The sequence below is a fragment of the Lentzea atacamensis genome, from assembly GCF_003269295.1.
Lineage (GTDB): Bacteria > Actinomycetota > Actinomycetes > Mycobacteriales > Pseudonocardiaceae > Lentzea > Lentzea atacamensis.
Genome location: NZ_QLTT01000005.1, coordinates 414141 through 440195, shown reverse-complemented (window position 1 = coordinate 440195; position 26055 = coordinate 414141). Strand labels below are relative to the sequence as shown.

The 26055-nt window shown below is 69.1% G+C and carries 30 protein-coding genes and 1 tRNA gene; 16 read left to right on the top strand and 15 right to left on the bottom strand.

Features of this window, described 5'->3' with window-relative positions; all coding sequences use genetic code 11:
- Positions 1–5 precede the first annotated feature (5 nt).
- On the top strand, positions 6–257 hold the full coding sequence (locus C8D87_RS24675; RefSeq protein WP_112228536.1) for a hypothetical protein: 252 nt from the start codon (positions 6–8) through the stop codon (positions 255–257).
- On the opposite strand, the gene C8D87_RS24670 is transcribed toward C8D87_RS24675, so the two are convergent.
- The 3 genes from C8D87_RS24670 to C8D87_RS24660 are packed head-to-tail and all read right to left on the bottom strand — an operon-like array spanning position 235 to position 1500.
- Positions 235–660, bottom strand: coding sequence for an SRPBCC family protein (locus tag C8D87_RS24670; protein ID WP_170155186.1), 426 nt, complete (start codon positions 658–660; stop codon positions 235–237). The two genes, C8D87_RS24675 and C8D87_RS24670, sit on opposite strands and share 23 nt — an antisense overlap.
- Positions 657–1157, bottom strand: a complete 501-nt coding sequence (locus C8D87_RS24665; protein WP_112228535.1) for an SRPBCC family protein — start codon at positions 1155–1157, stop codon at positions 657–659. Before C8D87_RS24665 ends, C8D87_RS24670 begins: the two co-directional genes overlap by 4 nt.
- Entirely contained in the window at positions 1138–1500 is a 363-nt protein-coding gene (locus C8D87_RS24660; RefSeq protein ID WP_109640039.1) for an ArsR/SmtB family transcription factor, read from the bottom strand. The genes C8D87_RS24665 and C8D87_RS24660 overlap by 20 nt, the downstream gene beginning before the upstream one ends.
- Before the next feature lie 110 nt (positions 1501–1610).
- Between C8D87_RS24660 and C8D87_RS24655 the strand changes: the two genes are divergently transcribed.
- The 4 genes from C8D87_RS24655 to C8D87_RS24640 are packed head-to-tail and all read left to right on the top strand — an operon-like array spanning position 1611 to position 3934.
- Positions 1611–2021, top strand: coding sequence for a M67 family metallopeptidase (locus tag C8D87_RS24655; protein ID WP_109640040.1), 411 nt, complete (start codon positions 1611–1613; stop codon positions 2019–2021).
- A 28-nt stretch (positions 2022–2049) separates the two neighbouring features.
- Positions 2050–2322, top strand: a complete 273-nt coding sequence (locus C8D87_RS24650) for a MoaD family protein (protein WP_109640041.1) — start codon at positions 2050–2052, stop codon at positions 2320–2322.
- An 8-nt stretch (positions 2323–2330) separates the two neighbouring features.
- On the top strand, positions 2331–3281 hold the full coding sequence (locus C8D87_RS24645) for a PLP-dependent cysteine synthase family protein (protein WP_109640042.1): 951 nt from the start codon (positions 2331–2333) through the stop codon (positions 3279–3281).
- A 50-nt stretch (positions 3282–3331) separates the two neighbouring features.
- Positions 3332–3934, top strand: coding sequence for a maleylpyruvate isomerase mycothiol-dependent enzyme family protein (locus C8D87_RS24640; RefSeq protein WP_112228702.1), 603 nt, complete (start codon positions 3332–3334; stop codon positions 3932–3934).
- Positions 3935–3978: 44 nt separating this feature from the next.
- Here the strand turns inward: C8D87_RS24640 and C8D87_RS24635 are convergent, their stop codons facing one another.
- Positions 3979–4839: an SMP-30/gluconolactonase/LRE family protein gene (locus C8D87_RS24635; RefSeq protein ID WP_112228534.1), complete on the bottom strand. Its 861-nt coding sequence runs from the start codon at positions 4837–4839 to the stop codon at positions 3979–3981.
- 32 nt (positions 4840–4871) lie between these two features.
- Here C8D87_RS24635 and C8D87_RS24630 point away from each other — a divergent pair, with 32 nt between their 5' ends.
- From C8D87_RS24630 to C8D87_RS24615, 4 genes are read left to right on the top strand one after another with little or no spacing between them, the layout of a single operon-like run.
- Positions 4872–5483: a rhomboid family intramembrane serine protease gene (locus C8D87_RS24630; protein ID WP_233440062.1), complete on the top strand. Its 612-nt coding sequence runs from the start codon at positions 4872–4874 to the stop codon at positions 5481–5483.
- A gap of 11 nt (positions 5484–5494) precedes the next feature.
- Positions 5495–6244: a glutamate racemase gene (gene murI, locus C8D87_RS24625; RefSeq protein WP_109640106.1), complete on the top strand. Its 750-nt coding sequence runs from the start codon at positions 5495–5497 to the stop codon at positions 6242–6244.
- A gap of 1 nt (position 6245) precedes the next feature.
- A complete protein-coding gene (locus tag C8D87_RS24620; RefSeq protein WP_112228533.1) occupies positions 6246–7013 on the top strand; it encodes an MBL fold metallo-hydrolase in 768 nt (255 codons plus the stop codon).
- Positions 7010–7426: an OsmC family protein gene (locus tag C8D87_RS24615; protein WP_109640046.1), complete on the top strand. Its 417-nt coding sequence runs from the start codon at positions 7010–7012 to the stop codon at positions 7424–7426. Before C8D87_RS24620 ends, C8D87_RS24615 begins: the two co-directional genes overlap by 4 nt.
- Here C8D87_RS24615 and C8D87_RS24610 read toward each other — a convergent pair.
- Positions 7384–7878 carry a DUF2231 domain-containing protein gene (locus tag C8D87_RS24610; protein WP_233442270.1) on the bottom strand — a complete coding sequence of 165 codons (495 nt, stop codon included), beginning with the start codon at positions 7876–7878 and terminating at the stop codon, positions 7384–7386. The two genes, C8D87_RS24615 and C8D87_RS24610, sit on opposite strands and share 43 nt — an antisense overlap.
- Positions 7879–7927: 49 nt before the next feature.
- Here C8D87_RS24610 and rph point away from each other — a divergent pair, with 49 nt between their 5' ends.
- Positions 7928–8692 carry a ribonuclease PH gene (gene rph / locus C8D87_RS24605; RefSeq protein ID WP_112228531.1) on the top strand — a complete coding sequence of 255 codons (765 nt, stop codon included), beginning with the start codon at positions 7928–7930 and terminating at the stop codon, positions 8690–8692.
- Positions 8689–9288, top strand: a complete 600-nt coding sequence (gene rdgB, locus C8D87_RS24600) for an RdgB/HAM1 family non-canonical purine NTP pyrophosphatase (RefSeq protein ID WP_112228530.1) — start codon at positions 8689–8691, stop codon at positions 9286–9288. Before rph ends, rdgB begins: the two co-directional genes overlap by 4 nt.
- Before the next feature lie 63 nt (positions 9289–9351).
- Here rdgB and C8D87_RS48680 read toward each other — a convergent pair whose 3' ends face one another.
- From C8D87_RS48680 to C8D87_RS24575, 6 genes are all read right to left on the bottom strand, one after another.
- Positions 9352–9474 (bottom strand): hypothetical protein, encoded by a 123-nt coding sequence (locus C8D87_RS48680; protein ID WP_267899884.1) that lies wholly within the window; start codon positions 9472–9474, stop codon positions 9352–9354.
- A 128-nt stretch (positions 9475–9602) separates the two neighbouring features.
- Entirely contained in the window at positions 9603–9944 is a 342-nt protein-coding gene (locus tag C8D87_RS24595) for a DMT family transporter (RefSeq protein WP_112228529.1), read from the bottom strand.
- A 275-nt stretch (positions 9945–10219) separates the two neighbouring features.
- Positions 10220–10687, bottom strand: coding sequence for a thioredoxin-dependent thiol peroxidase (gene bcp, locus C8D87_RS24590; RefSeq protein WP_112228528.1), 468 nt, complete (start codon positions 10685–10687; stop codon positions 10220–10222).
- A 114-nt stretch (positions 10688–10801) separates the two neighbouring features.
- Positions 10802–11329: a hypothetical protein gene (locus C8D87_RS24585; protein ID WP_109640052.1), complete on the bottom strand. Its 528-nt coding sequence runs from the start codon at positions 11327–11329 to the stop codon at positions 10802–10804.
- 323 nt (positions 11330–11652) lie between these two features.
- Complete coding sequence (locus C8D87_RS24580; protein WP_112228527.1) at positions 11653–12681, bottom strand: LLM class flavin-dependent oxidoreductase; 1029 nt, start codon at positions 12679–12681, stop codon at positions 11653–11655.
- Positions 12682–12688: 7 nt separating this feature from the next.
- The gene (locus tag C8D87_RS24575) at positions 12689–13423 is read right to left on the bottom strand and encodes a hypothetical protein (protein ID WP_233442269.1); all 735 of its coding nucleotides are present in this window, start codon (positions 13421–13423) and stop codon (positions 12689–12691) included.
- A 21-nt stretch (positions 13424–13444) separates the two neighbouring features.
- Here C8D87_RS24575 and C8D87_RS24570 point away from each other — a divergent pair, with 21 nt between their 5' ends.
- A complete protein-coding gene (locus C8D87_RS24570; protein ID WP_112228526.1) occupies positions 13445–14542 on the top strand; it encodes an NAD(P)-binding domain-containing protein in 1098 nt (365 codons plus the stop codon).
- On the opposite strand, the gene C8D87_RS24565 is transcribed toward C8D87_RS24570, so the two are convergent.
- The gene (locus tag C8D87_RS24565; protein WP_233440065.1) at positions 14475–15116 is read right to left on the bottom strand and encodes a DedA family protein; all 642 of its coding nucleotides are present in this window, start codon (positions 15114–15116) and stop codon (positions 14475–14477) included. The genes C8D87_RS24570 and C8D87_RS24565 overlap by 68 nt on opposite strands.
- Positions 15117–15212: 96 nt before the next feature.
- On the bottom strand, positions 15213–17750 hold the full coding sequence (locus C8D87_RS24560; RefSeq protein WP_215732467.1) for a glycoside hydrolase family 97 catalytic domain-containing protein: 2538 nt from the start codon (positions 17748–17750) through the stop codon (positions 15213–15215).
- Positions 17751–17952: 202 nt separating this feature from the next.
- On the opposite strand from C8D87_RS24560, the gene C8D87_RS24555 reads away from it, so the two are divergent.
- Positions 17953–20199 carry an ATP-binding protein gene (locus tag C8D87_RS24555; protein WP_112228524.1) on the top strand — a complete coding sequence of 749 codons (2247 nt, stop codon included), beginning with the start codon at positions 17953–17955 and terminating at the stop codon, positions 20197–20199.
- Between the two features lie 649 nt (positions 20200–20848).
- Here C8D87_RS24555 and C8D87_RS24550 read toward each other — a convergent pair.
- Positions 20849–20922 (bottom strand) — tRNA-Leu (locus tag C8D87_RS24550).
- 109 nt (positions 20923–21031) lie between these two features.
- Between C8D87_RS24550 and C8D87_RS24545 the strand changes: the two genes are divergently transcribed.
- Positions 21032–21253 carry a DUF3618 domain-containing protein gene (locus C8D87_RS24545; protein WP_030469566.1) on the top strand — a complete coding sequence of 74 codons (222 nt, stop codon included), beginning with the start codon at positions 21032–21034 and terminating at the stop codon, positions 21251–21253.
- Here the strand turns inward: C8D87_RS24545 and C8D87_RS24540 are convergent.
- Complete coding sequence (locus C8D87_RS24540) at positions 21250–21864, bottom strand: TetR/AcrR family transcriptional regulator (protein ID WP_233442268.1); 615 nt, start codon at positions 21862–21864, stop codon at positions 21250–21252. The genes C8D87_RS24545 and C8D87_RS24540 overlap by 4 nt on opposite strands.
- Positions 21865–22218: 354 nt before the next feature.
- On the opposite strand from C8D87_RS24540, the gene C8D87_RS24535 reads away from it, so the two are divergent.
- Together C8D87_RS24535 and C8D87_RS24530 are read left to right on the top strand one after the other, a co-directional pair.
- The gene (locus tag C8D87_RS24535; protein ID WP_112228699.1) at positions 22219–24390 is read left to right on the top strand and encodes a glycosyl hydrolase family 95 catalytic domain-containing protein; all 2172 of its coding nucleotides are present in this window, start codon (positions 22219–22221) and stop codon (positions 24388–24390) included.
- A 20-nt stretch (positions 24391–24410) separates the two neighbouring features.
- Positions 24411–26051 (top strand): NPCBM/NEW2 domain-containing protein, encoded by a 1641-nt coding sequence (locus tag C8D87_RS24530; RefSeq protein WP_215732466.1) that lies wholly within the window; start codon positions 24411–24413, stop codon positions 26049–26051.
- Positions 26052–26055 lie beyond the last annotated feature (4 nt).

The following is a 26055-nucleotide window of genomic DNA, read 5'->3' as shown; positions in this document are numbered from 1 at the left end:
CGGGTATGACCGATGTGATTGACCAGGCTGCCGGTGTCGTGTCCGAGCTCGTACCGCCACCCGTCCGTCGTCATCCGCTGCACGGCCGCAACAGGGCGTTGCTGCGCATGGCCATCGGCGCGACCGCGGCGGCAACGGCGGTGGAGCTGGCCGAATGGCCCACTCTCTCCGAGGAGCAACGCCGCGGTGGTGTGCTGCGGCTCTGCGGGCTCGCCGCCGCCACGTGGTGCCTGGTCAGGGCGCTGCGTTGTCGATGAACGCCTTGAAGTTGCCGAGGTTGCGCTCGGCCTGCTCGCGCAACGACTTCTCCAGCACCCTCCGGCCGAGCTTCAGCAGGCCGGAGAGCTGGAACTCGTTGTCGCTCACCAGCTTCGTGCGCTGATCGTCGATCCTGGTGTACCGGTTGGTGATGGTGTGCACCATGCCGCGCGTTTCGTAGCGCGAGGTCCGTTCGTCGGCGGTCGCGGCCAGCACCGTCTCTTCGAGCGTGAACTTGCGGTACGTCAGCGTCGCCGTCGACCCGGCCGCGCCGGGCGTCTCGCTGTGCTGGGTGATGCTGAGCAGGTCCGGCTGCCACTGGTGCACGTGGGCGGGGTCGGAGGTGAGCACCCGCACCCGTTCGATCGGCTTGTTCAGCACGATCTCGCTGGTGAACCTCATCGGACCACCTTCACCCATTCTCCGGCGATCTGCTCCGCCAGCTCGTGCGCCGCCGCCAGGTCCTCCTGCGCCGATGCCGCGATCCAGTCGACCGCGCGGCCGTCCGGCAGTTCTCCTGCGAGGTACTTCTCCAGCGCCACGAGTCCCAGCTCCCACCCGGCGCCGGTACCGGGGACGAACTCGCCGGGCATGGGGGAGTGGGTCAGCGTGAGGATCGTGGAGTCGCCGTCCGGGTCGAGCCGCACGAGCACGTCTGTGCTCATCTCGCCGATCTCCCAGGTGAGGCCGATCTCGCTGGGCCTGTCGCAGCGGACGATCTCACCACCCGCGTTGCCCTCCAGCTGGTACCGGCCGCCGACGCGCAGGTCTCCCGAGATGGGCAGGAACCAGCGCACCAGGCGTGCGGGATCGGTGATCGCCTCCCAGACGTCCTCACGCTCGGCCTTGTAGTGCCGCCGGATGACGAGCTTCTCGCCCTCATAGCTGCGGTCGGTCATGGTCTGCCTCCTCCTGGAGCCTGCGCTCACGCTTGCCGCGGGCCAGTTCGGTCGCGAGCGCGTCGAGGTGCGGTTCCCAGAACCGCCGGAAGTGGTCGAGCCACGCGTCGATCTCCCGCAGCGGGTCGGGCGCCACGGCGTAGACCCGGCGGTTGCCCTCGGGTCTGACCTGGACGAACCCGTTCGAGCGCAGCACTTTCAGGTGCTGCGAGACCGCGGACTGGGTGATCCCGAACTCGGCCTGCACCGCTGCGCCGACGTCACCCGCCGCCCGCTCGCCACCGGCGAGGAGCTCCAGGATCCGCCTGCGCACCGGGTCTCCGAGAACGTCGAACGCGTGCACGACAGCGACTGTAGTAGCTGCGACTAATATTAGCCAGTGCTAAAACAACCAGCGTGCCGCGGTTATCTCGCATACCGAGACAAGTCCCGCCAGCCCGTAGGATTGACAACGTGCTGGTGATTCGCCGTGACCTGGTGGACGCGATGGTGGCCCACGCGCGTCGCGATCATCCCGACGAGGCGTGCGGGCAGATCGCGGGGCCCGAGGGCTCTGATCGCCCTGAGCGCCTCATCGAGATGGAGAACGCGGAGCGCTCGCCCACGTTCTACCGGTTCGACGCAGCTGAGCAGCTCAAGGTGTACCGCGAGATGCAGGCCAACGACGAGGAAGCGGTGGTCATCTACCACTCGCACACCGCGACAGAGGCCTATCCGTCTCGCACGGACATCAAGTTCGCGAACGAGCCTCAGGCACACTACGTGCTGATCTCCACGCGTGATCCGATCGAGTACGAGCTGCGGTCGTACCGCATCGTCGACGGTGTCGTGACCGAGGAACCGGTCAAGATCATCGAGTCCTGAGTTACGTTTCCCCGGAGGTAGAACCATCATGGCCGTCACCGTGTCGATCCCGACCATCCTGCGCACCCACACCGGGGGCGAGAAGTCGGTTTCCGCCAACGGCGCGACGCTCGCCGAGGTCATCGACGACCTGGAGAACAACCACGGCGGCCTCAAGGCCCGCCTGGTCAAGGAAGGCGCGCTGCACCGCTTCGTCAACGTCTACGTCAACGACGAGGACGTGCGCTTCGCCGGTGGCCTCGAGGCCCAGGTGAAGGACGGCGACAACGTCACCATCCTCCCGGCCGTCGCGGGCGGCTGATCTCCGCCATGGCCCGCTACGACTCGCTCCTGGACGCGCTCGGCGGGACACCGCTGGTGGGGCTGCCGCGGCTGTCGCCGTCGGAGAACGTGCGCATCTGGGCGAAGCTCGAGGACCGCAACCCGACCGGCTCGATCAAGGACCGGCCCGCGCTGGCCATGATCGAGGCGGCGGAGCGGGACGGCGTGCTGCGTCCCGGCGCCACGATCCTGGAGCCGACCTCCGGCAACACCGGCATCTCGCTCGCCATGGCCGCGAAGCTCAAGGGCTACGGCCTGGTGTGCGTGATGCCGGAGAACACCTCGACCGAGCGTCGCCAGCTGCTGCAGGCCTACGGCGCGCGCATCGTGTTCTCCCCGGCCGCAGGCGGGTCGAACCAGGCCGTGGCGACGGCCAAGGAGCTCGCCAAGCAGAACCCGGACTGGATCATGCTCTACCAGTACGGGAACCCGGCGAACGCGGAGGCGCACTTCCGCGGCACCGGCCCGGAGATCCTGGCCGACCTGCCGACGATCACGCACTTCGTCGCCGGGCTGGGCACCACCGGCACGCTGGTCGGTGTCGGCAGGTACCTGCGGGAGGCCAAGCCGGACGTGCAGGTCATCGCCGCCGAGCCGCGGTACGGCGAGCTCGTCTACGGGTTGCGGAACCTCGACGAGGGCTTCGTGCCGGAGCTGTACGACGAGTCGGTGCTGACCGGGCGGTACTCGGTCGGTTCCTACGACGCGTTGCGCCGCACCCGCCAGCTGCTGGAGACCGAGGGCATCTTCGCCGGCATCTCGACGGGGGCCATCCTGCACGCCGCACTGGCTGTCGCGCAGAAGGCCGAGGTCGCCGGGAAGAGCGCCGACATCGTGTTCATCGTCGCGGACGCGGGGTGGAAGTACCTGTCCACCGGTGCCTACGCCGGCACGCTGGACGAGGCGGCCGCCAAGCTCGACGGCCACCTCTGGGCCTGAGCAGGGCGGACGTGTCCAACGCGTCCGCCCTTGCCCGCTATCCTGCGGCGGTGACGGTCACCGCTGACGATCTTGACGCGGCTGTCTCCTGCCTGGCCGGCACACTCGGCCCCGCGACCGGCCGGGACTGGGTGACCCTCCCCGGCACAGGAGAGTGGAACTGCCGGCAGACCGCCGAACACGTCGGCGACTGCCTGCTGTCCTACGCAGCGCAGCTCGTCGCCCGGCCTGATGCCCGCTACGTGCGCTTCCTCGCTGTTGCGGACAAGGAGGCGAGCCCGGCCGAAGTGCTGGAGTTCGCGGTGACCGGTGGCAGGATCCTCGCCTCGGTGGTGCGGACAACAGTGCCGTCCGTGCGTGCCTACCACCCCACCGGCATGGCCGGCCCCGCGCACTTCGCCGGCATGGGCTGCGTCGAAGCACTGGTGCACGGCGAGGACATCGCCCGCGGCCTCGGTCTTCGGCTCGACCCGCCACGCGACGTCTGTGCTCGCGTGCTCGCGAGGATGTTCCCCCACGGCGACCTCGACGTGGATCCCTGGACCGGCCTGCTCTGGGCCACCAACCGCACCAGCCTGCCCGGCCGTGAGCCGCAGACCGGCTGGCGTTGGCAGGGCCCGCCGGCAGAGCCCGAAAACCGTCAGACCCGCTGAGTACGTTGTGACGCAGGGGTTCCCAGCTCAGGGGGACGCCTGCGTCAGCCTGCGAAGGCCGTTCCAGGCACCCCGGCACCGACGCCCGGCAGCACCAGCACCGAGCCGTTGAGCTGCCGGTCCATCAACGCCTGATCCGACAGGCCGACCCGCGCCGACGTGACGTAGAGATCGGTGAAGTCCTCGCCGCCGAAGCAGCACGCCGTCGGCTGGTCGACCGGCAGTTCGATCTCCCGGTCCAGCTCACCGGCAGGCGTGTAGCGGCGCACGGCGTGCCCGCCCCACAGCGCGACCCACACGCACCCGTCAGCGTCGACGCACAGCCCGTCCGGCCAGCCATCGGTGTTGCCGACGTGCGTCAGCGGACGGCGGTTCGCGACGGTGCCGGAGGCGTTGTCGAAGTCGAACACGTCGATCCGGCGGGTCGGGGTGTCGATGTAGTACATCAGCGTGCCGTCGGGGCTCCAGCCGACGCCGTTGCTGGTGTTCACCTTGTCCACCATGACCTTTGCGGCGCCCTCGCCGGTGATCCTGGCGAGCCAGCCCTCGTCGGAGGCCTGGTCGTAGCGCATCGTGCCGGCCCACAGACGACCCGACGGGTCGATGCCCGCGTCGTTGCCGCGCACGCCGTCGCGCGCCCAGTAGACGAGCCACGACTTGGTGCCGTCGCGGTCGATCAACGCGATGCCGTCGCGGAGGTTGCAGACGATGCCGCCCTGGGCCCGCGGCTTGGCGGCGCCCACGTGCTGGGGCACCACGAGCACGGCGTCGTCGTCCCGCGCCGGGGCGTAGCGGTGGACCTCGGAGGCCAGGATGTCCACCCACAGCAGGGTGGAACTGCTGTGGTCCCATGTCGGCCCCTCGCCGAGCTGGGCCGATGCGCGCACCGCTACTTCGATCGACACCTGATCAGCTTATGGGCACGTACTCTGGAAACGTGGACCGCACCGCCCTAGCGAAACGGGTCATCCCGCCGCACCCCGTGCTGTCGCTGTTCGTCGTGGCCGGGTTCGTCGGCTTCCTCTACGTCGTCGAGGCGTTCGACATGGCGACCGGCGGCTCGCTGGAGGGCGACGGCGTGCGGCCGCGCGACTTCGGCGAGTGGGACAACCTCCTGTGGATGCCGCTGATCCACGGCGACTGGAGCCACCTCACCGGCAACGCGGTTCCGTTGCTGCTGCTCGGGTTCCTCGCGACCTCCGGTGGGCTCAAGCAGTTCTTCCAGATCACCGCGGTCATCTGGCTGTCGTCGGCGCTCGGCGTGTGGGTGTTCGGCAGCCCCGGCAGCCACATCGGCGCGTCCGGGCTGGTGTTCGGGTTCCTGGCGTTCCTGCTGGTGCGCGGGCTCTTCGCGCGGTCGTGGCTGCAGCTGGTGATCGCGGTCGGCGTGTTCGCCCTGTACGGCGCCGCGTTGTGGGGCGTGCTGCCCGGTCAGCCAGGGGTGTCGTGGGAAGGCCACCTGTTCGGCGCAATCGGCGGCGTTCTCGCCGCGTGGGGTGTGTCTCGTGACAACCGCCGCAGGAGCGCACCGGCTACATTCACCGCGTGACGATCGGGATCATGGACTCGGGCGTCGGCGGCCTCACGGTCGCCCGAGCGATCATGGACCAGCTGCCCGGCGAGTCGATCCACTACATCGGCGACACGGCGAACGGTCCGTACGGGCCGCTCCCGATCGCGCAGGCGCGCAAGCACGCCCTGGAGATCTGCGACCGGCTGGTCGACGAGGGCTCGAAGATGCTCGTGATCGCGTGCAACACCGCGTCCGCCGCCTGCTTCCGCGACGCGCGTGAGCGCTACGACGTGCCGGTGGTCGAGGTGATCCTGCCCGCGGTGCGGCGCGCGGTGACGACCACTCACAACGGCCGGATCGGCGTGATCGCCACGGTCGGCACGATCAACTCGCACGCCTACCAGGACGCGTTCCAGGCGGCGCGGGACGTGACGGTGACGGCAGCGGCGTGCCCCCGGTTCGTCGACTTCGTCGAGCGCGGCATCACGTCCGGGCGGCAGGTGCTCGGGCTGGCGCAGGCGTACCTGGAACCGTTGCAGCGCGCCGAGGTCGACACCGTCGTGCTCGGCTGCACGCACTACCCGTTGCTGACCGGCGTGATCCAGATCGTCATGGGCGAGGCCGTGACGCTGGTGTCGAGCGCCGAGGAGACGGTGAAGGACGTCGTGCGGCTGCTGACCGAGCGCGACGAGTTCGCCTCCGACCCACCCGTTCACCGGGTGACGTGCACTGGTCCACCCGAGCGGTTCGCGAAGCTCGCGGCCCGGTTCCTGCCTACCTTCGAACAATGGGGCTGACGTGCTGCTGACCGTGCTCGGCTGCTCCGGCAGCATTCCCGGACCCGGCGCGGCGGCGTCGGGCTACCTGCTCGAGGCCGACGGGTTCACGCTGGCGCTCGAGTTCGGCAACGGGGTGCTGTCGCGGTTCCAGGAGGAGCGGCCGCTGTTCTCGATGGACGCGCTGGTGCTGTCGCACCTGCATCCCGACCACTGCATCGACGTGTCCTCGCTGTACGTGGCGCGGAAGTACCACCCGCAACCGCCTGCCTCGGTGCTGCCGGTCTACGCGCCTTCCGAGGCTCCCACGCGCTTCGCCGCGGCCTACGCGCCCGATGCGGCTGAACGTTCGTCGCTGGACCTCTCGGACGTCTTCAGCTTCCACGGCCTCGGTTCTCCAGTCCGGATCGGACCGTTCACTGTGGACTCGGCTGTGGTGGCGCACCCTTGCGAGGCTTACGGGTTCCGGATCTCGTACGGCGGGGTGTCGCTGGCCTACACCGGCGACAGCGGCCCGTGCGACGCGCTGAACACGCTGGCCTCCGGCGTCGACGTGCTCCTGAGCGAGGCGAGCTGGACCCACGCCCCCGACCGGCAGCCGGACCTGCACCTGTCCGGGCGTGAAGCGGGCGAACTGGCCGCGCGGGCGGGCGCCGGACGGCTGCTGATCACGCACGTGCCGCCGTGGACGTCGCGCGAGGACGTGCTGGAGGAGGCCCGATCCGTGTTCGGCGGGCCGTGTGAGCTGGTCGTGCAGGGCGGCCGGTACGAGGTGGGGGAGAGCACATGATCGAGCTGGAGAGAGTCGGAGAGCACGAGTTCATGGCCACGAACGGGCGTGGCGCGTCCGTCCGGATCGGCCGCAAGGGCCAGGAGGGCTCGTTCAGCCCGGTCGAACTGCTGGTGGCGGCCGCGGCGGGCTGCGCGATGGTGACGTCGGAAACCCTGATCCTGCGCCGCACCGGCGGCGACCAGCTGACGGCGACCGCGGACGCGGTGCAGTCCGAGAGCGGCAACGAGGTGATCTCCATCCCGGTGACGCTCTCGTACGACCTGTCCGCCGTGGACGATCCCGAGGCGCTCGAAACCCTCGTCCGGCGCGCCGTGGAACAACTCTGCACGGTCACGCGGACGCTCAAGCAGTCGGCAACGGCGCCCCTTCAGCTCCCGACGCCGCTCCACACGGCCGTCGACCCGCTGTGACCGGCGCGGACCGTCTGCACGGTGGTACCGACCGCCAGCAGCACGACCAGCACCGACACGACGACTGAGATCACCCGCCACGTCTTCGTGGTGGGTGCCTCCGCCTGCCGCTCCCGGTCGGCGAGCCGCCCGGCCACGAGCAGCGCGATCACCGCGACGCCGAAGCCGAGAGCGATGGGAAGCAGCGTCGTGCCGAGGTCGGCATGGGTCTGGATGGCGGGGTTCTGCACGCCGTTGCGCTCCAGGGCCGCCTGCAGGTCCTCACCGGCCTGTTTGGCCATCGGTACCGCCGCGACACCGGCGAGGGTGACCCCGAGAACCGGCCACGCGTACTTGCGCCGCCAGCCCGGGACCAGCGCGATCGCGATCGAGCAGACCGCCGCGAGGGGCAGCAGCACGACCACCGCGTGCACGAACAACGGGTGAAGCGGAATACCGTCGATCGTCAGCATGTCTCTCCCTACGCCATGGCGCTCCGCAGGGTTCATTAGGGTAGGCGGCGTGGTGCGAAGCGACGGCCGAAACGACGACGTGTTGCGTGACATCCGGATCACGCGTGGATATCAGACCTGGCCCGCGGGCTCGGTCCTGATCGAGTTCGGGAACACCCGCGTGCTGTGCGCCGCGAGTGTCACCGAAGGCGTCCCCCGCTGGCGGCAGGGCTCCGGCCTCGGCTGGGTGACCGCCGAGTACGCGATGCTCCCCTCAGCCACGCACAGCCGCAGCGACCGCGAGTCCGTGAAGGGCCGCATCGGCGGCCGCACCCACGAGATCTCCCGCCTCATCGGCCGGTCTCTCCGCGCCTGCATCGACCTGGCGGCGCTGGGCGAGAACACCATCGTCATCGACTGCGACGTCATCCAGGCCGACGGCGGCACCCGCACCGCCGCGATCACGGGTGCCTACGTGGCCCTGGCCGACGCCGTGACGTACCTGGGCGCCGCGGGCCGCCTGGCCGACCCGTCGCCGCTGTCCTGCGCGGTGTCCGCCGTGTCGGTCGGTGTCGTGGACGGCCGGGTGCGTCTCGACCTGCCCTACGAGGAGGACTCGCGGGCCGAGGTCGACATGAACGTCGTCGCCACCGACGCCGGCACGCTCATCGAGGTGCAGGGCACCGGTGAGGGCGCGACCTTCGCCCGGTCCACTTTGGACCGCATGCTGGACGTGGCGCTGCTCGGGTGCGCCGAGCTGAACCGCCTCCAGGCCGCCGCGCTGGCTCAGCCCTACCCCGGCGTGCTGCCCGAGCCCAAGGCGGGCAAGCGATGAAGCTGTTGCTGGCCTCGCGCAACGCCAAGAAGCTTCGCGAACTGCAGCGCATCGTGGCCGCCGAGGGCCTGGTGGGCATCGAGGTGCTGTCCTTGTCGGACGTGCCCGAGTTCCCAGAGGCGCCCGAGACCGCGCCCGACTTCGAGGGCAACGCACTGGCCAAGGCCCGTGACGCCGCCGCCGCGACCGGTTTGGTGTCCGTTGCGGACGACTCCGGGCTCGCGGTCGACGAGCTGAACGGCATGCCCGGTGTGCTGTCCGCCCGGTGGTCGGGTCGTCACGGTGACGACGACGCCAACCTCGACCTGCTGCTCGGCCAGCTCGGCGACGTGCCGGACGAGCGGCGCGGCGCGGCGTTCGTGTCGGTGGTCGCGATGGTCGTGCCCGGTGGCGAAGAGGTCGTCGTGCGTGGTGAGTGGCGTGGGACGTTGCTGCGGGAGCGGCGCGGTACCAACGGGTTCGGCTACGACCCGATCTTCGTGCCCGAGGGGTACGAGATCACGTCGGCCGAGATGACCGCTGAGCAGAAGGACGCGGAGTCGCACCGTGGCCGCGCCCTGAAGCTGCTCGTGCCGCACCTGCGCAAGCTGGTCTAGCCGACCCAGTTGATCATCACATCGGGCCCGAGTCCTCGAGCCCGATGTGGCGCTGCTCCCGGTTCAGTCGAGCCGCAAAGACTTTCCCGCGATTGCGCGCAGGTCGATAGTGGCCTTGCTTCGAAGGCGGAGAGTGCCGACGCCGGATAGTTCGGGCAGCTCGCCGAGATCGTTGCCTGCCTTCATGTTGACGATCTGAAGGTCTCCACAGGCGGGAGTCCGGCGAGTGCGTCGAAGGCTCGGTGGCGGCGCGCATCGCCACCGACTGACCGAGCTGGGAGACGACGGCGATCTCGAAGTGCACCCAAACGAGATTAGACGGTGGCCGCCTGCGCGTGGGACGCAACGGACACAACGCAGACGCCGGCCGCGATCAGCGCCATGCCGGCGAGCATGGCGAGGTTCAGCGGGTCGGCGAACAGCACGCGGCTCGTCAACGCCACCAGGGCGATGCCGGCGCCCGCCCAGATCGCGTAGGTGATGGCGACCGGCAGGCCCATCCGGATCACCACCGACTCCAGGTAAAGGGCGGTCAGAAAGCCCGTGCCCAGGCCGATGACGGGCCACGGTTTTGTGAAGCCGTCGGAGTACTTGAGACAAAGGGTTGCGAAAACTTCCGCGCCCACGGCGACGGTCAGCAATATCCACTTGAGCATTGAATTTTCCCAGCACGAAATGCACGCAGCGCAGGGCATACGTGTTTGTAGACGAACGGAGGACGGGGCTTAAAAGCCCAGGTCAACCGCCGCGCGTGGGGAAGTGGACACGCAGAACGAAATCAGACGGGATGTCGGGGCCGCGAGGTGCCGTCAAGCGACACACGGTGTATCACCCTCACCGGAACAGGGGCGGCTTTGTTGCACGCCCTCCACCCGACCATACCTCAGAAAGGGGTCGCCGCCGCAACCACAACGGCGGCGACCGGAGAAAATCAGGCGGGGAGTTCGCGCAGCAGCTTCGCGACGTGGCCGGTGGCGCGCACGTTGTACATGGCCTTGACGATCTTGCCGTCGGGGCCGACGAGGAACGTCGAGCGGATCACGCCCTGGACGGTGCGGCCGTAGTTCTGCTTCTCGCCGAAGGCGCCCCACTCGACCAGGACCTTCTTGTCCGGGTCGCCGAGCAGCGGGAAGGTCAGGCCCTCGGCGTCGCGGAACTTGGCCAGCTTCTCCTGCTTGTCGGGGGAGATGCCGACCACGGCGTAGCCGAGGTCGTTCAGCTGGGCGAGGCTGTCGCGGAAGTCGCACGCCTGCTTGGTGCAGCCCGGCGTGCTCGCGGCCGGGTAGAAGTACACGACCACGGACTTGCCGAGGTAGTCGGACAGGGACACCGGCTTGCCCTCGCTGTCGGGCAGCGTGAAGGCGGGCGCGGTGTCTCCAGGTTCGAGACGACTGGTCATGCCGGAAAGACTAGTGCCGTGACAGCCAGCCTTCGCCGCGTCTTCACCGCTCAGCGGCACCACGATCCGGCCGTCTGACCGCCGAACACGGGGCAAAGGCCGACTACCACGGCACTAGGCCTGGCCCTCGAAGACGGTCGCCGCGTCCTGGCCCTGTCCACCGGGTTGGATGGTCAGCTGCATCTGCACCGGCAGTTCGGACACCGCGAACGCCAGCTGGATCTGGGTGTCGCGGCCCGGCGGGAGCTCGGCCACCGCCGCGGCCAGGCCGTTGAGGCCCTGCACGGAGTCGACCAGCTCGGAGGCCGGGTTGCCGTCGGCCGTGGCGCGCACGGCCAGCTGGGACGGGCGGTAGGAGGCCTTGGAGCCGTTGTAGACCGTGATCGTGAAGACCGCGGTGCGCTTGGCGGGTGGGATGGCCGTCGCGGACGGCGCCAGCGAGCGGGGTGCGGACACGACGACGGAGAGACCTGAGGCCCACACGCGCTGCGTGCCGAACGCGGCGGCGCCGGATGCGCTGGGCGTCTCGGCGCGCTGTTCCACCGTCAGGCTCTCGTTCGGGGTGACGGCGACACTGGGGCCCGCACATCCCGCCACGGCCAGCAACAGGCACAGGCCCGCGGCCGATTTGGCGAACTTCACGAACTCCCCTTTCCCACCCCGGCGGTGGGTGTTGACGACTCCTGTCAACTGTGACGGTGTCGCAGGGGTGGCGGGGACCGAAAAGAGGCCTTGAAGCGGACCTGGTGCCAGGCCGTGGCCGTCTCGTGATGGGCGGCGTGGGCGGCGCCACACAGTGCGCCTGCCCCACGCCGTCACTTGGTGAAGCTAGGGAGCGCGTCGGGGGGCGTGCGCGCTCACACCGATCATCGCGCAGCGTGTGTCTGGCGCTACAAGCGGAGCCGTTTATCACCCGTTCGGACCAGCGTCAGTCGTACGAAACGTGAAGCTCACGCCTGGCCGACTCACGTATGTGCCGCTGAACGGCCGAGCGACGGCGTCCGTTCGGCCACCTCGCTGAGCAATTCGAACGAACGGAGACGGTCCTCATGGCCGTGCACGATGGTCGTCACCATGAGCTCGTCGGCGGCCGTCGACTCCATCAACTCGTCGAGTCCGGCGCGGACCGTTTCGGGGGAGCCGATGATCTGGGTGGACATGCGGTCCTCGATCACCAGCTCGTCGATCTCGGTGTAGGGGAAGGCCGCGGCCTCCTCCGGCGTCGACAGCGGTCCTGGACGGCCCTGGCGCAGCCGCACGAACGAGAGCGCCCCCGGACCGGCGATCCAGCGGGCGTGCTCGTCGGTGTCCGCGACGATCACCGAGGCGCACACCATCGCGTACGGCTCGGACAGCACCTCGGACGGACGGAAGTGCTTCCGGTACAGCTCCAGCGCCGGCAACGTGTTCTGCGCGCTGAAGTGGTGGGCGAACGCGAACGGCAGGCCCAGCAGCCCCGCGGCCTGCGCGCTGTAGCCGGACGAGCCGAGCAGCCAGATCGGCGGCTTGTTGCCCGCGGCGGGCACGGCGTTGAGTTCGGCGGTGCCCTCGAAGTACTTGATGAGCTCGGTCAGCTCCTGCGGGAAGTTCTCCGCGGACAGCCCTGCCTCGGTGCGCCGCAGCGCCCGTGCCGTCTTCTGGTCCGTGCCGGGAGCGCGGCCGATGCCGAGGTCGATGCGGCCGGGGTGCAGCGCTTCGAGCATCCCGAACTGCTCCGCGACCACGAGCGGCGCGTGGTTGGGCAGCATCACGCCGCCGGAGCCGACGCGGATCGTCGACGTGGCGTCGGCGATGTGCCCGATCAGCACGGCGGGCGCGGAGGACGCGATGCCGGGCATGTTGTGGTGCTCTGCGAACCAGTAGCGGTGGTAGCCGAGCCGTTCTGCCTGCTGAGCGAGTTCCCTGGAGTTCCGCAGCGCGGTCGTCGCGTCTGATCCCGATGTGATCGGGGCGAGGTCGAGAACGGAAAGAGGGATCTCACTCAGTCGGCTCATATATCGATCAACACCGATACTTGGTGACTTCTTCCGTGACGCGGGTAACTCGTTTCGCGGCCTGTTCGTACGTCGTGCCCTCGGGATGCAGGGTCAGGACGGCGACGATGCTGAACAGGCACGTCCCCGAGGTGTGCATGGCCGGCGACTTCAGGTCCAGGTCCCACTGCACGCGCGGGCGCGGCCTGTCGACGCACGGCTTAACCGGGTCGCCGAAACCTGACCAGCCCTGCTTGAACGCGGGCCTCCAGGTGGCGGAGGGCAGCCCGAACGACTGGTCGAAACCGTCCGAGGCGCACTTCTCCGCCCTCTGCAGGTGTCCTATGATCGTGCGCCGGACCTTCGGCTTCGCGTCCTCGAGCACGTACCTGTAGATCTTCACGACGTCGTAGGCGCTCACGGCCGTGTAGCCCCACATGCCGCGCCTCTCCGGCGGTCGCGTGTCCTTGAGCCCGAGGCGTTCGGCCGTGCGGACGACGACCTGCTCCCAGCCGTTCTCCACCCACAGCTCGCTCGCCGCGTAGTCGTCGCTCGCGCGCAACATCGGCTCGATCCGCGGGTCGTCGCCGCGCGTCTCCAGCTGTTCGATGGCGATCAGGATCTTCACCAGCGAGGCGGATCTGATCGGCTTGTGCACGTCCCGGCCGGTCAGCGTGTGCGTGATCCGGTCGTAGACCGCGTAGGACGCTGTTGTCGTGGGAACCGGCGTCGCGAGCAAGGCCATCGTCAGAAGTAGGTGCACGATCGTGGACGCTATCGGCGAATGATCCGTGGGTCACACCCTGAGAAGGACCGGCGCCCGCTTTCGGTTGACCTTGGTGTGACGGATGTGGTGGTGATCGGCGCCGGACAGGCGGGCCTGTCCGCGTCCTACTTCCTGCGTCGGCGCAACGTCGACCACGTCGTGCTGGACGCGAACGACGCTCCCGGCGGCGCGTGGCTGCACCGCTGGCCGAGCCTGCGCATGCGCACCGTGCACGGCATCCACGAGCTGCCCGGCATGCCGTTCGAACAGCCCTCGCCGGACGAACGGGCCAACGAGGCGATTCCGTCCTACTTCGCCCGCTACGAACAGCTCTTCGACCTGCCGGTGATCCGCCCGGTGAACGTGACGCAGGTGGTCGACGACGGCGCGCTGCTGAAGGTCGAGACCACCGACGGCGTGTGGACCACGCGCGGCCTGATCAACGCGACCGGCACGTGGCGCCGCCCGTTCTGGCCGTACTACCCGGGCCAGGAGACGTTCCGGGGCCGTCAGCTGCACACCGCCGACTACCAGGGACCCGAGGAGTTCGCGGGCAAGCGGGTCGTGGTGGTGGGCGGTGGTGCCTCCGCCACCCAGCTGCTCATGGAACTCGCCCCGCTGGCCGCCGATACGCGCTGGGTCACGCGGCACGAACCGGTGTGGCGCGAAGGCCCGTTCACCGAGGACTACGGCCGCTGGGTCGTCGGCATGGTGGACGACCGCGTCCGCAAGGGGCTGATCCCGCGCAGCGTCGTGAGCGTGACCGGACTGGCGCTCAACGAGCAGACGCGCGCCGCCATCGCGTCCGGGGTGCTGGACCGCAAGCCCGTGTTCGACCGGATCACGCCGACCGGTGTCGCGTGGGGCTCAGAGCACTACGACGCCGACATCATCCTGTGGGCCACCGGATTCCGGCACGATCTCGACCACCTCGCGCCGCTGCACCTCCGTGCGCCTGGTGGCGGCATCCAGGTCGACGGCACCCGTGTGGTGTCAGATCCGCGCATCCACCTCGTGGGCTACGGGCCGTCGGCGAGCACCATCGGGGCTAACCGAGCTGGTCGGAGTGCTGTTCGCGAGCTGATGCGGCATCTCGACGGCGCGAAAGCCGCGTGACCACGAAGATCCCCAGCGCGACGACCGCCAGGCCCAGCACGACCTTCGAGCCGATTCCGACGTACTGCTCGACCAGGTGCCAGTTGTCGCCCAGGAGGTAGCCCGCGAGGATCAGGGCGGTGTTCCACAACAGGCTGCCCGCCGCGGTGTAGGCGAGGAACGGGCCCATCCGCATCCGTTCGATGCCGGCCGGGATCGAGATCAGGCTGCGGAACACCGGGATCATCCGGCCGAAGAACACGGCGCGGTAGCCGTTGCGCAGGAACCAGGCCTCGGTCCTGTCCACGTCGGACACCCGCACCAGCGGCATGCGCGTCGCGATGCGCCGGACGCGGTCCCGGCCGAGCATGGCGCCGATCCAGTACAGCACCAGCGCGCCCGCGACGGAGCCGAAGGTGGTCCAGAGGATCGCGTCGAACAGCCCCATCTTGCCCTGGGCCGCGGTGAAACCGGCCAGCGGCAGGAAGACCTCGCTGGGCAGCGGCGGGAACAGGTTCTCCAGCGCGATGGCCAAGGCCGCTCCGGGTGCGCCGGCCGTCTGCATCAGGTCGGTGACCCAGTTGACCAAGTTCATGCGATCCAAGTTACGGACGCCCAACTGAGACGACATCGGGGTGATCCGCAGAGTCGGGGTGGGGGTAGCCCCACCCCGACTCCGGGAAAACCCTTGCTACGAGCAGCGAATCCTTGCGTCGGCCCAGGAAGCGTGGTCGTTCTGGGTGCCGTCGCCGCCGTCGAGAACGCGCAGGGTGAGAGTGCTCACGCCAGCCACGTCCACGGACAGGTCTCGGGCCGGGGTGCGCACGCCGAGCACGCCGGTGTCGGCCAGCACCACGCCGTCGCCGAGAACCTGGAACGACACCGTGCCGCCGGCGCGTTGCCTGGCCACGTCCAGACCCGCCTCGTCGTCCACGCCCACCGAAGCGGCGAAGCCGCTGCAGCGGGAGCCCAACGAGTAAGTGATCTCTGACGACGCGTGCGTGCCGAGTCCCTTGCCGAACGTCGTGCGGCGGATGGCGATGCCGCGGCCGTCACCAGCAGCAGTGCCGCCGTTGGTGATGTCCTTCTCGACCGGCCCGTCACCACCGGTGGCGGACGCCCACTGCCGGTCCGAAAGGTACGTCCAGCCGTCCGGAAGCGGCCGGACCAGATGCACCCGAGCGGTCTGCTCGGCTTCCACGCCCCGGTTGAAGGACGCGACCACCGGGATGTCGAAGTAGCCGTAGGACGAGGGTTGTGCGGGCGGCACGACGGTCCACGAGCCGGACAACGCCTGGCCGGGCCGCACGACACGGGCCGAGACCACAGGCCCCTGCACCGACCACCCGGCGGGCACGCGCGGTGCCAGCACGACGTTTCGCACGTCCTCACGCGAGGTGAACAGCCCGGTCACCGTGAAACCACGCGCTGAGGCCGAAACCGAAGCGGAGGGCACCGTGGAAACCGGCCGCTCACACGTGCGCGACCCCGCCCGGCAGGCGATGGCCGCGAAACCGCCGTTGGCAGCCACGTCCAGCGTCAGCACGTCTCCGGACCGCACGGTCCGAGACTCGCGCACCAGACCGGCGGGACCGTCCCGCGTGATCTCCACCAGCCAGCGCCCGGACGGCAGCGTGAAAGGCACCGAAACCGTGCGCGCGGCACCCGAGTAGCCGCCACCGATGAACCACCGATCACCGGAGCGCCGCGCGAACACCGAGTGGTCGGCAGGACGGCCGGACAACAACCGGGTCTCGTCCCACGCGGTCGGCACCTGGTCGACGAACCGCTCGGCGACGGGCCGCGCCGCGTAGTCCTCCGGACGCCCGGCCAGGTTCGCGAGACCCGACTCGTAGATCACGGTCAGAGCCAGCTCGTGTGCGTCAGACGTCGTGCGGGACGGACGGTGCCAAGCCAACGGCGTGTAGTCCATGCCACCGACGACGCCGCGTGTGAACGGCAAAGCAGTCAGGTGTGTCCCCGTGAGACCCGAGGACTTCTCGCCACCGTGCACAGCTTCCATCGTCATGACGTGCGGCCATGTGCGGTGAATGCCGTGCGGGATCGTCGAGCCGTGGAAGTTGACCAGCAACTTGTGGGCGGCCGTCTCCGCGAGAATCCGGTCGTACCAGCGGTAGCGGTCCTGGCCGTCGGAGTCCATGAAGTCAATCTTCACGCCCGCGATGCCCCACTTCTCGAACAGCGCCAGCCTGGCAGCGCTCTCAGCGGGCGTGTCGAGCTCGTCGTAGTGGATCCACAGATGGATCTTCACACCACGAGCGCGCGCGTAGGAGACCAGGGACGGGATCCACGAGGTCTGTTCCCACGTCGGGTCGTAGTCCCAGTTCGGGTCGAAGTACCAGCCTGCGTCCACCAGCGCGTACGGCCAGCCGTGCTGAGCCGCGTAGTCCACGTACCGCTTCTGCATCGCGAGGCTCTGCCCGGCTTCCCGGCCGCCGGCGAGCCAGCTCCAGAACACCTTGCCGGGCTTGATCCACGACGTGTCGCGCACCTGGGAACGCGGTGCCAGGTCGTCCACGAACGTCGACGTGGACACGTCCGCCAGCGACCCGATGACCGCGGTGCGCCACGGCGACTGCCACGGCCCGTCGACGAGCACCCGCGCGTCCCAGTACTTGATCGAATAGACGCCGGCACCCGCGGTGTGCGCGAGCCGCGCGCCCGAGTGGCGACCGTCCACGGCGGACTCGGTGAGCAGCGAGTACACCCCGTTCGTCTCGAACAGGGCCGGATGCAGGTACTCGGCGGTCTCCGCGGCGGCCGCACCGGTTTCCACGAACGGGTTTTCGTAGTCACGCCGGTACTTCGCGATCCACGCCGTGGAGGACGACGGCACCACGAACGCCGACGTCTCGCGCAGCACGTTGCCCAGCCCGGCCGGCAGTTCGTACCGGTACGCGACGCCGTCCCGCGCCGTGCGCACGACAAGATCAAGACGGGCCGCGCCGGCGAACGAGTAGCGCTCTTCCTTGTGGATCACCGTGCGCTGCCGTTGCTTGCCCGACGACGCGGTGTAGTGCTCGACCACGCGCCGCTCGGAACGGCCGGTCAACTTCAGTCCACCGGAAAGATCCGCTCTTTCCGTCACCAGGCCCAGTGGGCTCGGCTCCAGCACGGTGGTGCCGCCACGGGTCACCGACAGCGTCGGCACGCCGTTCGCCAGCTGGACGACCGCCTTCGGCCAAACGTCGGTTTTTGCTGATGCCACTGGGCTTGTTAGGCCTGCTGCCAGTGCAATGACCAGTGCTCCCGCCGCGCGCCGCCGCACGGTAGACAACCGCATGTCCAGTCCTCCCAGAACCTCGGTCGCGGCGGCGACAGATCCGATGTATACGCGCTCCAGAGCAATTGGTCCACAACGTTCCGGAAAGGCCTTTCTGCCCTGTAATCGTTTGACTACGATGCGTCCGATGGCCGAACAGGTGGGGATGTGTGCGACCTGCGGCGCCGCGACCGCCACCTCCCGGCGCCGACACGCGCGGTACTGCTCGAACGCCTGCCGTCAGCGGGCCTACCGGCAACGCGCGAACGAGCCGGTCACCGCACTGGACAGCTTCATCGGCAGGGACGACGAGCTCGACCGCCTCACCAGGTTCACCGACGCCCGCGTGCTGACCCTCGTAGGCCCGGCGGGAGTCGGGAAGACCAGGCTGGCCAAGGAGTTCACCGGCGGTCGTGCCGGTGTGGAATGGGTCGAGCTCGCCTCGGTCTCCAGTCAGGTGGCGCTGGCGTGCGCGACTGCTCTCGGCATCGGCGAGGTCACCCGCGAACCCGTGCTGAGCACCCTCGTGCACGCTCTGGCGAGCCGGACGATGGTGCTGGTGCTGGACAACTGCGAGCACGTCGCGGCGGAGTGCGCGGCGCTGCTGGAACCGTTGCTGCTCGGCTGCCCCGGAATCCGGGTCGTCGCGACGAGCCGCGAACCGCTGCGGGTGCCGGGCGAGGTGCTGTTCCCGGTGCAGCCGTTGCAGATCACCTGCGCGGTGGAGCTGTTCGCCGACCGCGCGCGGGCCAGCCAGCTCGGCCTGCGGCTCGACGACCGGGCCGCGCTGACCACGTTGTGCGCGCGCCTGGACCGCCTGCCGCTCGCCATCGAGCTCGCCGCACGGCTCGTCACGGTGCTGCCGGTGCCGGAACTGCTGGCGCGTCTGGACGACCGGCTGGAGCTGCTCAACCGAGGCAACCGCACGGCCGCCGAACGCCACCAGAGCCTGCGCGCCGCGATCGAGTGGAGCTACGACCACCTCAGCGCCGAGGAGCAGCACGCGTTCCGCTGCCTCTCGCTGTTGCCGGGTGGTTTCGGGCTGGACGTCGCGGTGGCCGCGTGCGACCTGCCCGCGGACCGGGTGCTGGCGCTGCTGTCCGCGCTCGTGGCCAAGTCGCTGCTGACGTTCTCCGGTGCCGGCCGGTTCGAGCAGCTCGAGTCGGTCCGGTTGTACGGCAGGGAAAAGCTCGCGGACCCGGACGAGGTGATGGCGAGGGTCGCGCACTCGTTCGCGGGTCGCTGGCCCAGTTTCACCTCGACGGTCTTCAGCACACCCGAGGTCGTCGACCCGCTGATCGTCGAGTGCGCCACCCTGGGGTGCGCCGTCGACTGGGCCGGCCGTGCCGGGGATCCGGAACACCTGCAGCTCGCCACGATGCTCGCCACCGCGTGGCGCGACCAGGGCCACGTCTCGCGGGGCCGGGCGTTGCTGGACGCGGCGGTGCGCGACTCGGTGGCAGACCCGGCGGTGCGCTGCCTCGCGTTGTGCCACCTCGCTTATCTCGCGGGCACCGAGCACAACGCCGGCGTGGCCTGGGCCGAGGAGGCGGTGACGCTCGGCCGCGAGCTGGGGGAGCCGGTGCTGCTCGCCCAGGCGCTCAACGCGCTGGCCGGCGAGTACGTTCGCGCCGAACGCAACGGCGAGGCCCGCAAGTACTACGAGGAGGCCATCGCGCTGCTCGCGCCTGCCGCGGATCCGCTGGACCTGGCGATCATCGAGCACAACCTGGCGTGGTCGGCACTCCGCGCGGGCGACGTGGAGTTCGCCGACGCGCTGATCGCCGACGTCCTGCCCGTGTACCGGCGGCTGGCCTCACCGCGCCGGCTGTCGGTCTTCCTGCACACCGTCGGTGTGCGCGCGTTGCAACGCGGCCAGGTCGACGAGGCCGCGGAGTCGTTCCTGGAGTCGCTGCGGTCGTGCCGGTCGGGGTTCTGGGTCGCGGACGTGCTGGAGGGCCTGGCCCTGATCGCGCATGGGCGTGGCGACCCGCGACGGGCCCTGCGGCTGGTCGGCGCGGCCTCGTGCCTGCGGGAGGGCGCGTTCGCGGACGACCTGGTGTGGCAGTCGGAGGTCATCGAAGTCGTGCGGGCGTCACGGGTCGCGTTGCGCGGCGTGGACACCTGCCTGGCCGAGGGCAGGGAGATGACCCGCGAGCAGGCCGTGGCCTACGCGCTGGCGGACCGGGCCGAGCCCCAGGAGCTCAGCGAACGCGAGCGGCAGGTCGTGGCGCTGGTGGCGGCGGGGCGCACCAACGCGGGCATCGGGGCGGAGTTGCGGATCTCGCAACGGATGGTCGAGACGCACCTGCAGCGGGTCCGGCAGAAGCTGGACCTCACGACACGCGCCCAGATCGCCGAGTGGGCCGAGAGCCGGGGCGCGGCGAACCGCTGACCACGCAGACCGGTGTTGCGGCGAGTCGCTGAACGCGCGGACCGGCGCTGCGGTGGATCGCTGAACCCGCGGACCAGCTCTCGGGCGGATCACCGACGGGGCGGACCGGCCTGCGGTGAACCGCTGAACGCGGGCCGGCTCGGGGTCCGGGGTGGGGCGGAGAGTCACGGTACGGCGAATCGCTGAACGCGCGGATCAGCTCTCCGGTGGATTGCCGAACGGGCGGACTTGCCTGCGGTGAATCACTGAACGGGCGGTCTGGCCTGCGGTCAGTCGCTGGACGCGCGGGCCGGCTCGGGGTTCTGGGCGGAGAGTCGGCGTTGCGGTGGATCGCTGAAAGTCCGGACCAGCTCTCTGGCGGATCGCCGAACGGGCGGTCTGGCCTGCGGTCAGTCGCTGGACGCGCGGGCCGGCTCGGGGTTCTGGGCGGAGAGTCGGCGCTGCGGTGGATCGCTGAAAGTCCGGACCAGCTCTCTGGCGGATCGCCGGCGGGGCGGACCGGCCTGCGGTGAACCGCTGAACGCGCGGGCCGGCTCGGGGGTCCGGGGGCGGAGCCCGCCGGCTGGGGGTGTGGGGGCTCGGCCCCCACAAGACACGACGAGATGACCAGGCGAGCGCCCTCCGCGAGCAGGGCTTACCCGTCATCGAGTGAGGTCGGGGGGACTCGAACCCCCACTGGCTGGGACCTAAACCCAGTGCCTCTGCCAATTGGGCTACGACCCCTCACGTGGAAGCCTATAGCGCTTCCATGTACTCGCTCTCTCGGGTCGCTCAATCCTCCAGCACCGGCCGTCCACTACGGTTGGCGCCAGAACCGCTGCTAGGAGGACATGTGGCTCGCGATCCCGACACCATCCAGCGCGAGATCGAACAGGCTCGCACCGCGCTGGCCGCCACCCTGGACGAGCTCAGCGAGCGGGCGAACCCGCAGAAGCTCGTCGAGCAGGGCAAGTCGTCCGTGCTCGACGTGCTGAGCCAGCCCAAGGTCAAGTACACGCTGATCGCGGTCGGCGCCGTGGTCGGCTTCGCGCTGGTCCGCAAGCTGTTCCGCTAGGGCACCCGCACCAACGGTAAGAGGACCTGCTCGACGACCTTCTCCACGAACGGCTCGTCGAGCGGGTCACCGGTGAGCATCAGCCGGTAGATCAGCGCTGCGCCCGCGATCTCGACCGCCATGCCGCGCGGGGCGTCCGCCTTGAGCTCGCCCCGTTCGGCGGCGCGGTCGAGGATTCCGCGCAGCACGTCGCGTTGCGAGATCAGGAACGTCTCCCGGAACGCCGACGCCAGCTCTGGCTCGTGCGGCAGTTCGCCGACGAGTGCCTGGGCTGCCTTGCCGATCGGTCCGGAGAGGAACGCGGCGAACGACGAGAGGAACTCGCGCAGGTCGCCGGCGAGTGAGCCGGTGTCCGGTGCCGTGAGGTTCTGCGTGGCGAGCTGGGTGCACGTGTCGATCACGAGATCGAGCTTCGACTCCCACCGCCGGTAGATCGTGGCCTTGCCCGCGCGGGCGCGTGCTGCCACGGCGTCCATGGTGAGGGCCCGGTACCCGACCTCGGCCATCACCTCGAGCGCTGCCTGACGTAATGCGTCATCCCTGCTGGCGTCGCGAGGGCGGCCCCGCTGGGGGACCCTGCCCTCGTTGAACGCCGCTGTCGACACGGCCATGCCACCTCCTCGTACAAGGGCACGGCTCGTGCGTTTTCTCCCCGCCCCTTTGGCGGGACATCCTAGGCGTCTTACCCATGTTGCAGGGTGAGCAGCACCCGGTTGTTGCATCGTGTTGTGGTTAGTTGGCTCTTGCGCGATGTGCCCCAGAACTCCTACCTTTCCGTGTTGTCTGGACCAGCTGCCCCGCCGCGCAGCGAGACGTCGATGTCGTCATGCGCGGGCGAGGAGCGGGAAATGGTCTTTGGCAGGCGGGGTTTCATCGGTGGTACCACGGCGGCGGCACTGCTCGTCCACACGGGTGTAGCAACCGGGAAAGAGACCGTGTCATCGGATGTCTTCGGGTGCGACGGCATGTCGGAACGCGACTGGCGCGAGTTCATCGGCCGACAGGATCTCGTTTGGCAGCGGCCTCCGACCCAGTACGGGCAGGCGCCGTTCCTCGGTGACGGGCGGCTGGGCAGCGTCGTGTACGCGGAGGGCAACACCGTGCGGTTCACCGTGCAGCACGCCGACGTGCAGGACCACCGCACCACCGGCGGCAGCCAGTTCGGGGTGTGCAGACTTCCTGTCGGAAACCTGAAGATGACCGCGGCTGGCACCGTCACGGCCGTCGACTGGCGCCTCGACCTCTGGAACGCGGAGCTGCGCGGAACCGTGACCACGTCGCTCGGCGTGATCTCGTTCGCCGCCTACATCCACACCGAGCGTTCGGTGCTGTCGCTGACCGTCTCCGCGACCGGCACCGAGAAGCCGGTCCTGGAGTTCGTGCCGTCCAAGGCGATTCCGCCGCGCGCGGACTTCAACCCGCTGCCGGACGGCTACGTGCTCAACCCCGATCCTGTGACGAAAGCCGACGGCCGCGAGACGCTGGTGACGCAGGCGCTGAACGCGGGTGGTCAGACAGCGACCGCTTTCCGGGCCACGACAACAGGTGCGACACAACGGTTGCTGCTCTCGGTCGCGCACACCTACCCGGAGGCGACAGCCGACAAGATCGTGCTGAAGGCCGTGCGCGAGGCAGCGGTGCTCGGCGGGCTGCTGGTCAGGTCGCACCGCAGGTGGTGGAACGCCTTCTACCGGAAGAGCTTCCTGTCGTTCGGCGAGCAGCGGCTGCAGGCGTTCTACTGGATCCAGCTCTACAAGATCGCGTCCGGGTCACGCGCCGGCAGCCCCGTGATGGCGACGACCGGACCGTGGCTCGAGAAGACGCCGTGGGCCGCCGCCTGGTGGAACCTCAACGTGCAGCTGGAGTACTGGCTGATCCACGGCTCCGGCCACCTGGAGCTGGACTCGATCACCAGCACGCTGAAGGACCACCAGGACCAGCTCGTCCGCAACGTCAAGGAGAAGTACCGGCACGACTCGGCCGGTGTCGGCCGCAGCACCGACCGGACGACGTCCAACGCGGGCACCCTGTACGAGCCGGGCACCGGCGGCACCGGGGTGAAGGAGCTCGGCAACCTGACGTGGGCGCTGCACAACGTCTGGCTGTCGTACCGGCACAGCATGGACACGCGGATCCTCGCCGACGTCGTCTTCCCGCTGCTGCGCCGGTCGATCAACTACTACCTGCACTTCCTCAAGAAGGGCAACGACGGCAAGCTCCATCTCGACGTCACGACCTCACCCGAGTACGGCGACGCCCCCGACTGCAACTACGACCTGCAGCTGATCCGGTGGGGCTGCCAGACGCTGGTCGACTCCGCGAAGCTGCTGAAGATCAACGACCCGCTGGAGCCGAGGTGGCACGAGGTTCTCCGCGACCTCACCCCGTACCCGGTCGACGCCAACGGTTTCATGGTCGGTGCGGGGGTGCCGTTCGTGAACTCGCACCGGCACTTCTCGCACCTGCTCGCGACGTTCCCGCTGATGACGGTGAACTGGGAGCAACCGGAGAACCGCGAGCTCATCGAGAAGTCGTTGCGCCACTGGATGTCGCTGGAGCCCGCGCACCGCGGCTACAGCTACTCCGGCTCCGGCTCGATCGCCGCGCGCATGTTCCGCGGCGACGAGGCCTACGCGTACTTCGTGAAGATGTTCGACACGACCAAGCGCTACCCGGTCCTCGAGAACACCATGTACACCGAGGCGGGCCCGGTCGTGGAGACGCCGCTGTCCGGCGCGCAGACGATCCACGACTTCGTCTGCCAGAGCTGGGGCGGCATCGTGCGGGTCTTCCCCGCCGTGCCGTCCGCGTGGCCGGACGTCGTCATCGCCGACCACTCCTGCGAGGGTGGTTTCTCCGTCACCGCGAAGCGTTCCGGTGGCAGGACCCAGTTCGTGCTCGTCCGCAGCCGCGCGGGTGAGCCGTTGGTGCTGCGGCACGGCATCGCCGGGCCGGTGTCCGTGGTGACGCCGTCCGGCCGCCCTGTCCGGTGCCACGACCGCGGCGACGGGACGCTGGAGATCCCGTTGCGCCGCGGGCAGGAAGTCCTGGTGCATCCCAGGGGCCGCCGCCCCGGCCTGACCGTGCAGCCGGTCGCCATCACGACCCCCGGCAAGCCCTGGGGTCTTCCCGCGTGATGTTCGGAAAGGAAAGCCCCATGCGCACACTCGCCCTGGCCGCACTGACCACGATGGTCGGTGCGGTCCTGGTCGCCCCTGCGGCCCAGGCGTTACCGGACGGTCTGGCGCTGACCCCGCCAATGGGCTTCAACAACTGGAACGCCACTCACTGCCGTGCCGACTTCAACGAGGCGATGGTCAAGGGCATCGCCGACATCTTCGTCTCCCGCGGTCTCAAGGACGCGGGCTACGAGTACGTCAACATCGACGACTGCTGGGCGGAGAAGTCCCGCGACGCCCAAGGCAAGCTCGTCCCCAACAAGACGCGCTTCCCCAACGGCATCAAGGCCGTCGCGGACTACGTGCACTCCAAGGGTCTGAAGTTCGGCATCTACACGAGTGCCGGCACCAAGACCTGCAACAAGGACAACGGCTTCCCCGGCGGCCTGGGTCACGAGGACTCCGACGCCCAGCAGTTCGCGTCGTGGGGCGTCGACTACCTGAAGTACGACAACTGCAACAACCAGGGCGTGGACGCGAAGCAGCGTTACCGCAAGATGCGTGACGCGTTGAAGAAGACCGGCCGGCCCATCGTCTTCTCGTTGTGCGAGTGGGGTCAGAACAAGCCGTGGGAGTGGGCGTCCGACACCGGCCACCTCTGGCGCACTACCGGCGACATCAACGACACCTGGCCGCGCACGATGGACATCTACGAGAAGAACGTCGTGCTTGATTCCTACGCCGGTCCTGGCCACTGGAACGACCCCGACATGCTGGAAGTCGGCAACGGCAAGATGAACGCCACGCAGTACCGCAGCCACTTCTCACTGTGGGCGATCATGGCCGCGCCGCTGCTCATCGGTTCGGATCTGCGCAAGGTCAACGCCGACACGTACACGATCCTGGGAAACAAGGACGTCATCGCGATCGACCAGGACAAGCTCGGCGTGCAGGGCAAGCGCATCCGCACGACCGGCAAGACCGGCGTCGACGTGATCGTGAAGCCGCTGGCGAACGGCGACAAGGCGGTGGCGCTGTTCAACAAGTCCGGCTCCACGCAGACGATCTCGACCTCGCTGTCCGAGATCGGCATGTCCGGTCCCGCTGTGCTGAAGGATCTCTGGACCAAGTCCACGCGCACCACGACCGGCGCGATCTCGGCCTCGGTCCCGTCGCACGCCACCGTGATCTACCGGGTGTCCAAGGGGGACGGCGGCCCGCGCCCGACCCCGCCGGCCGGTACCTCCGACCTCTCGGCGTTCGAGGCGACCTCGGCCACGAACGGCTGGGGCCCGGTGGAGATCGACAGGTCCGTCGGCGGCAACAAGGCCGGTGACGGCAAGACCCTGACGATCAACGGTGTGACGCACCAGAAGGGCTTCGGTGCGCACGCGGCCTCGACGATCGAGTTCTACCTCGGTCGCAAGTGCTCGTCGGTCACTGTGGACGTCGGTGTCGACGACGAGGTGGCCGCAGGCAGGGGCTCCGTGGTCTTCGAGATGTACGCGGATTCAACAAAGGTTGCGGATTCCGGTCGGATGACCGGAACCGATCCGGCGAAGAAGCTCACCGCGTCACTTTCCGAATCCGAGAATTTGCGCTTGGTCATCACAGACGCCGGTGACGGCATAAATTCCGACCACGGTGACTGGGCGTCTCCGCGCATCACCTGTTCGTAGCGTG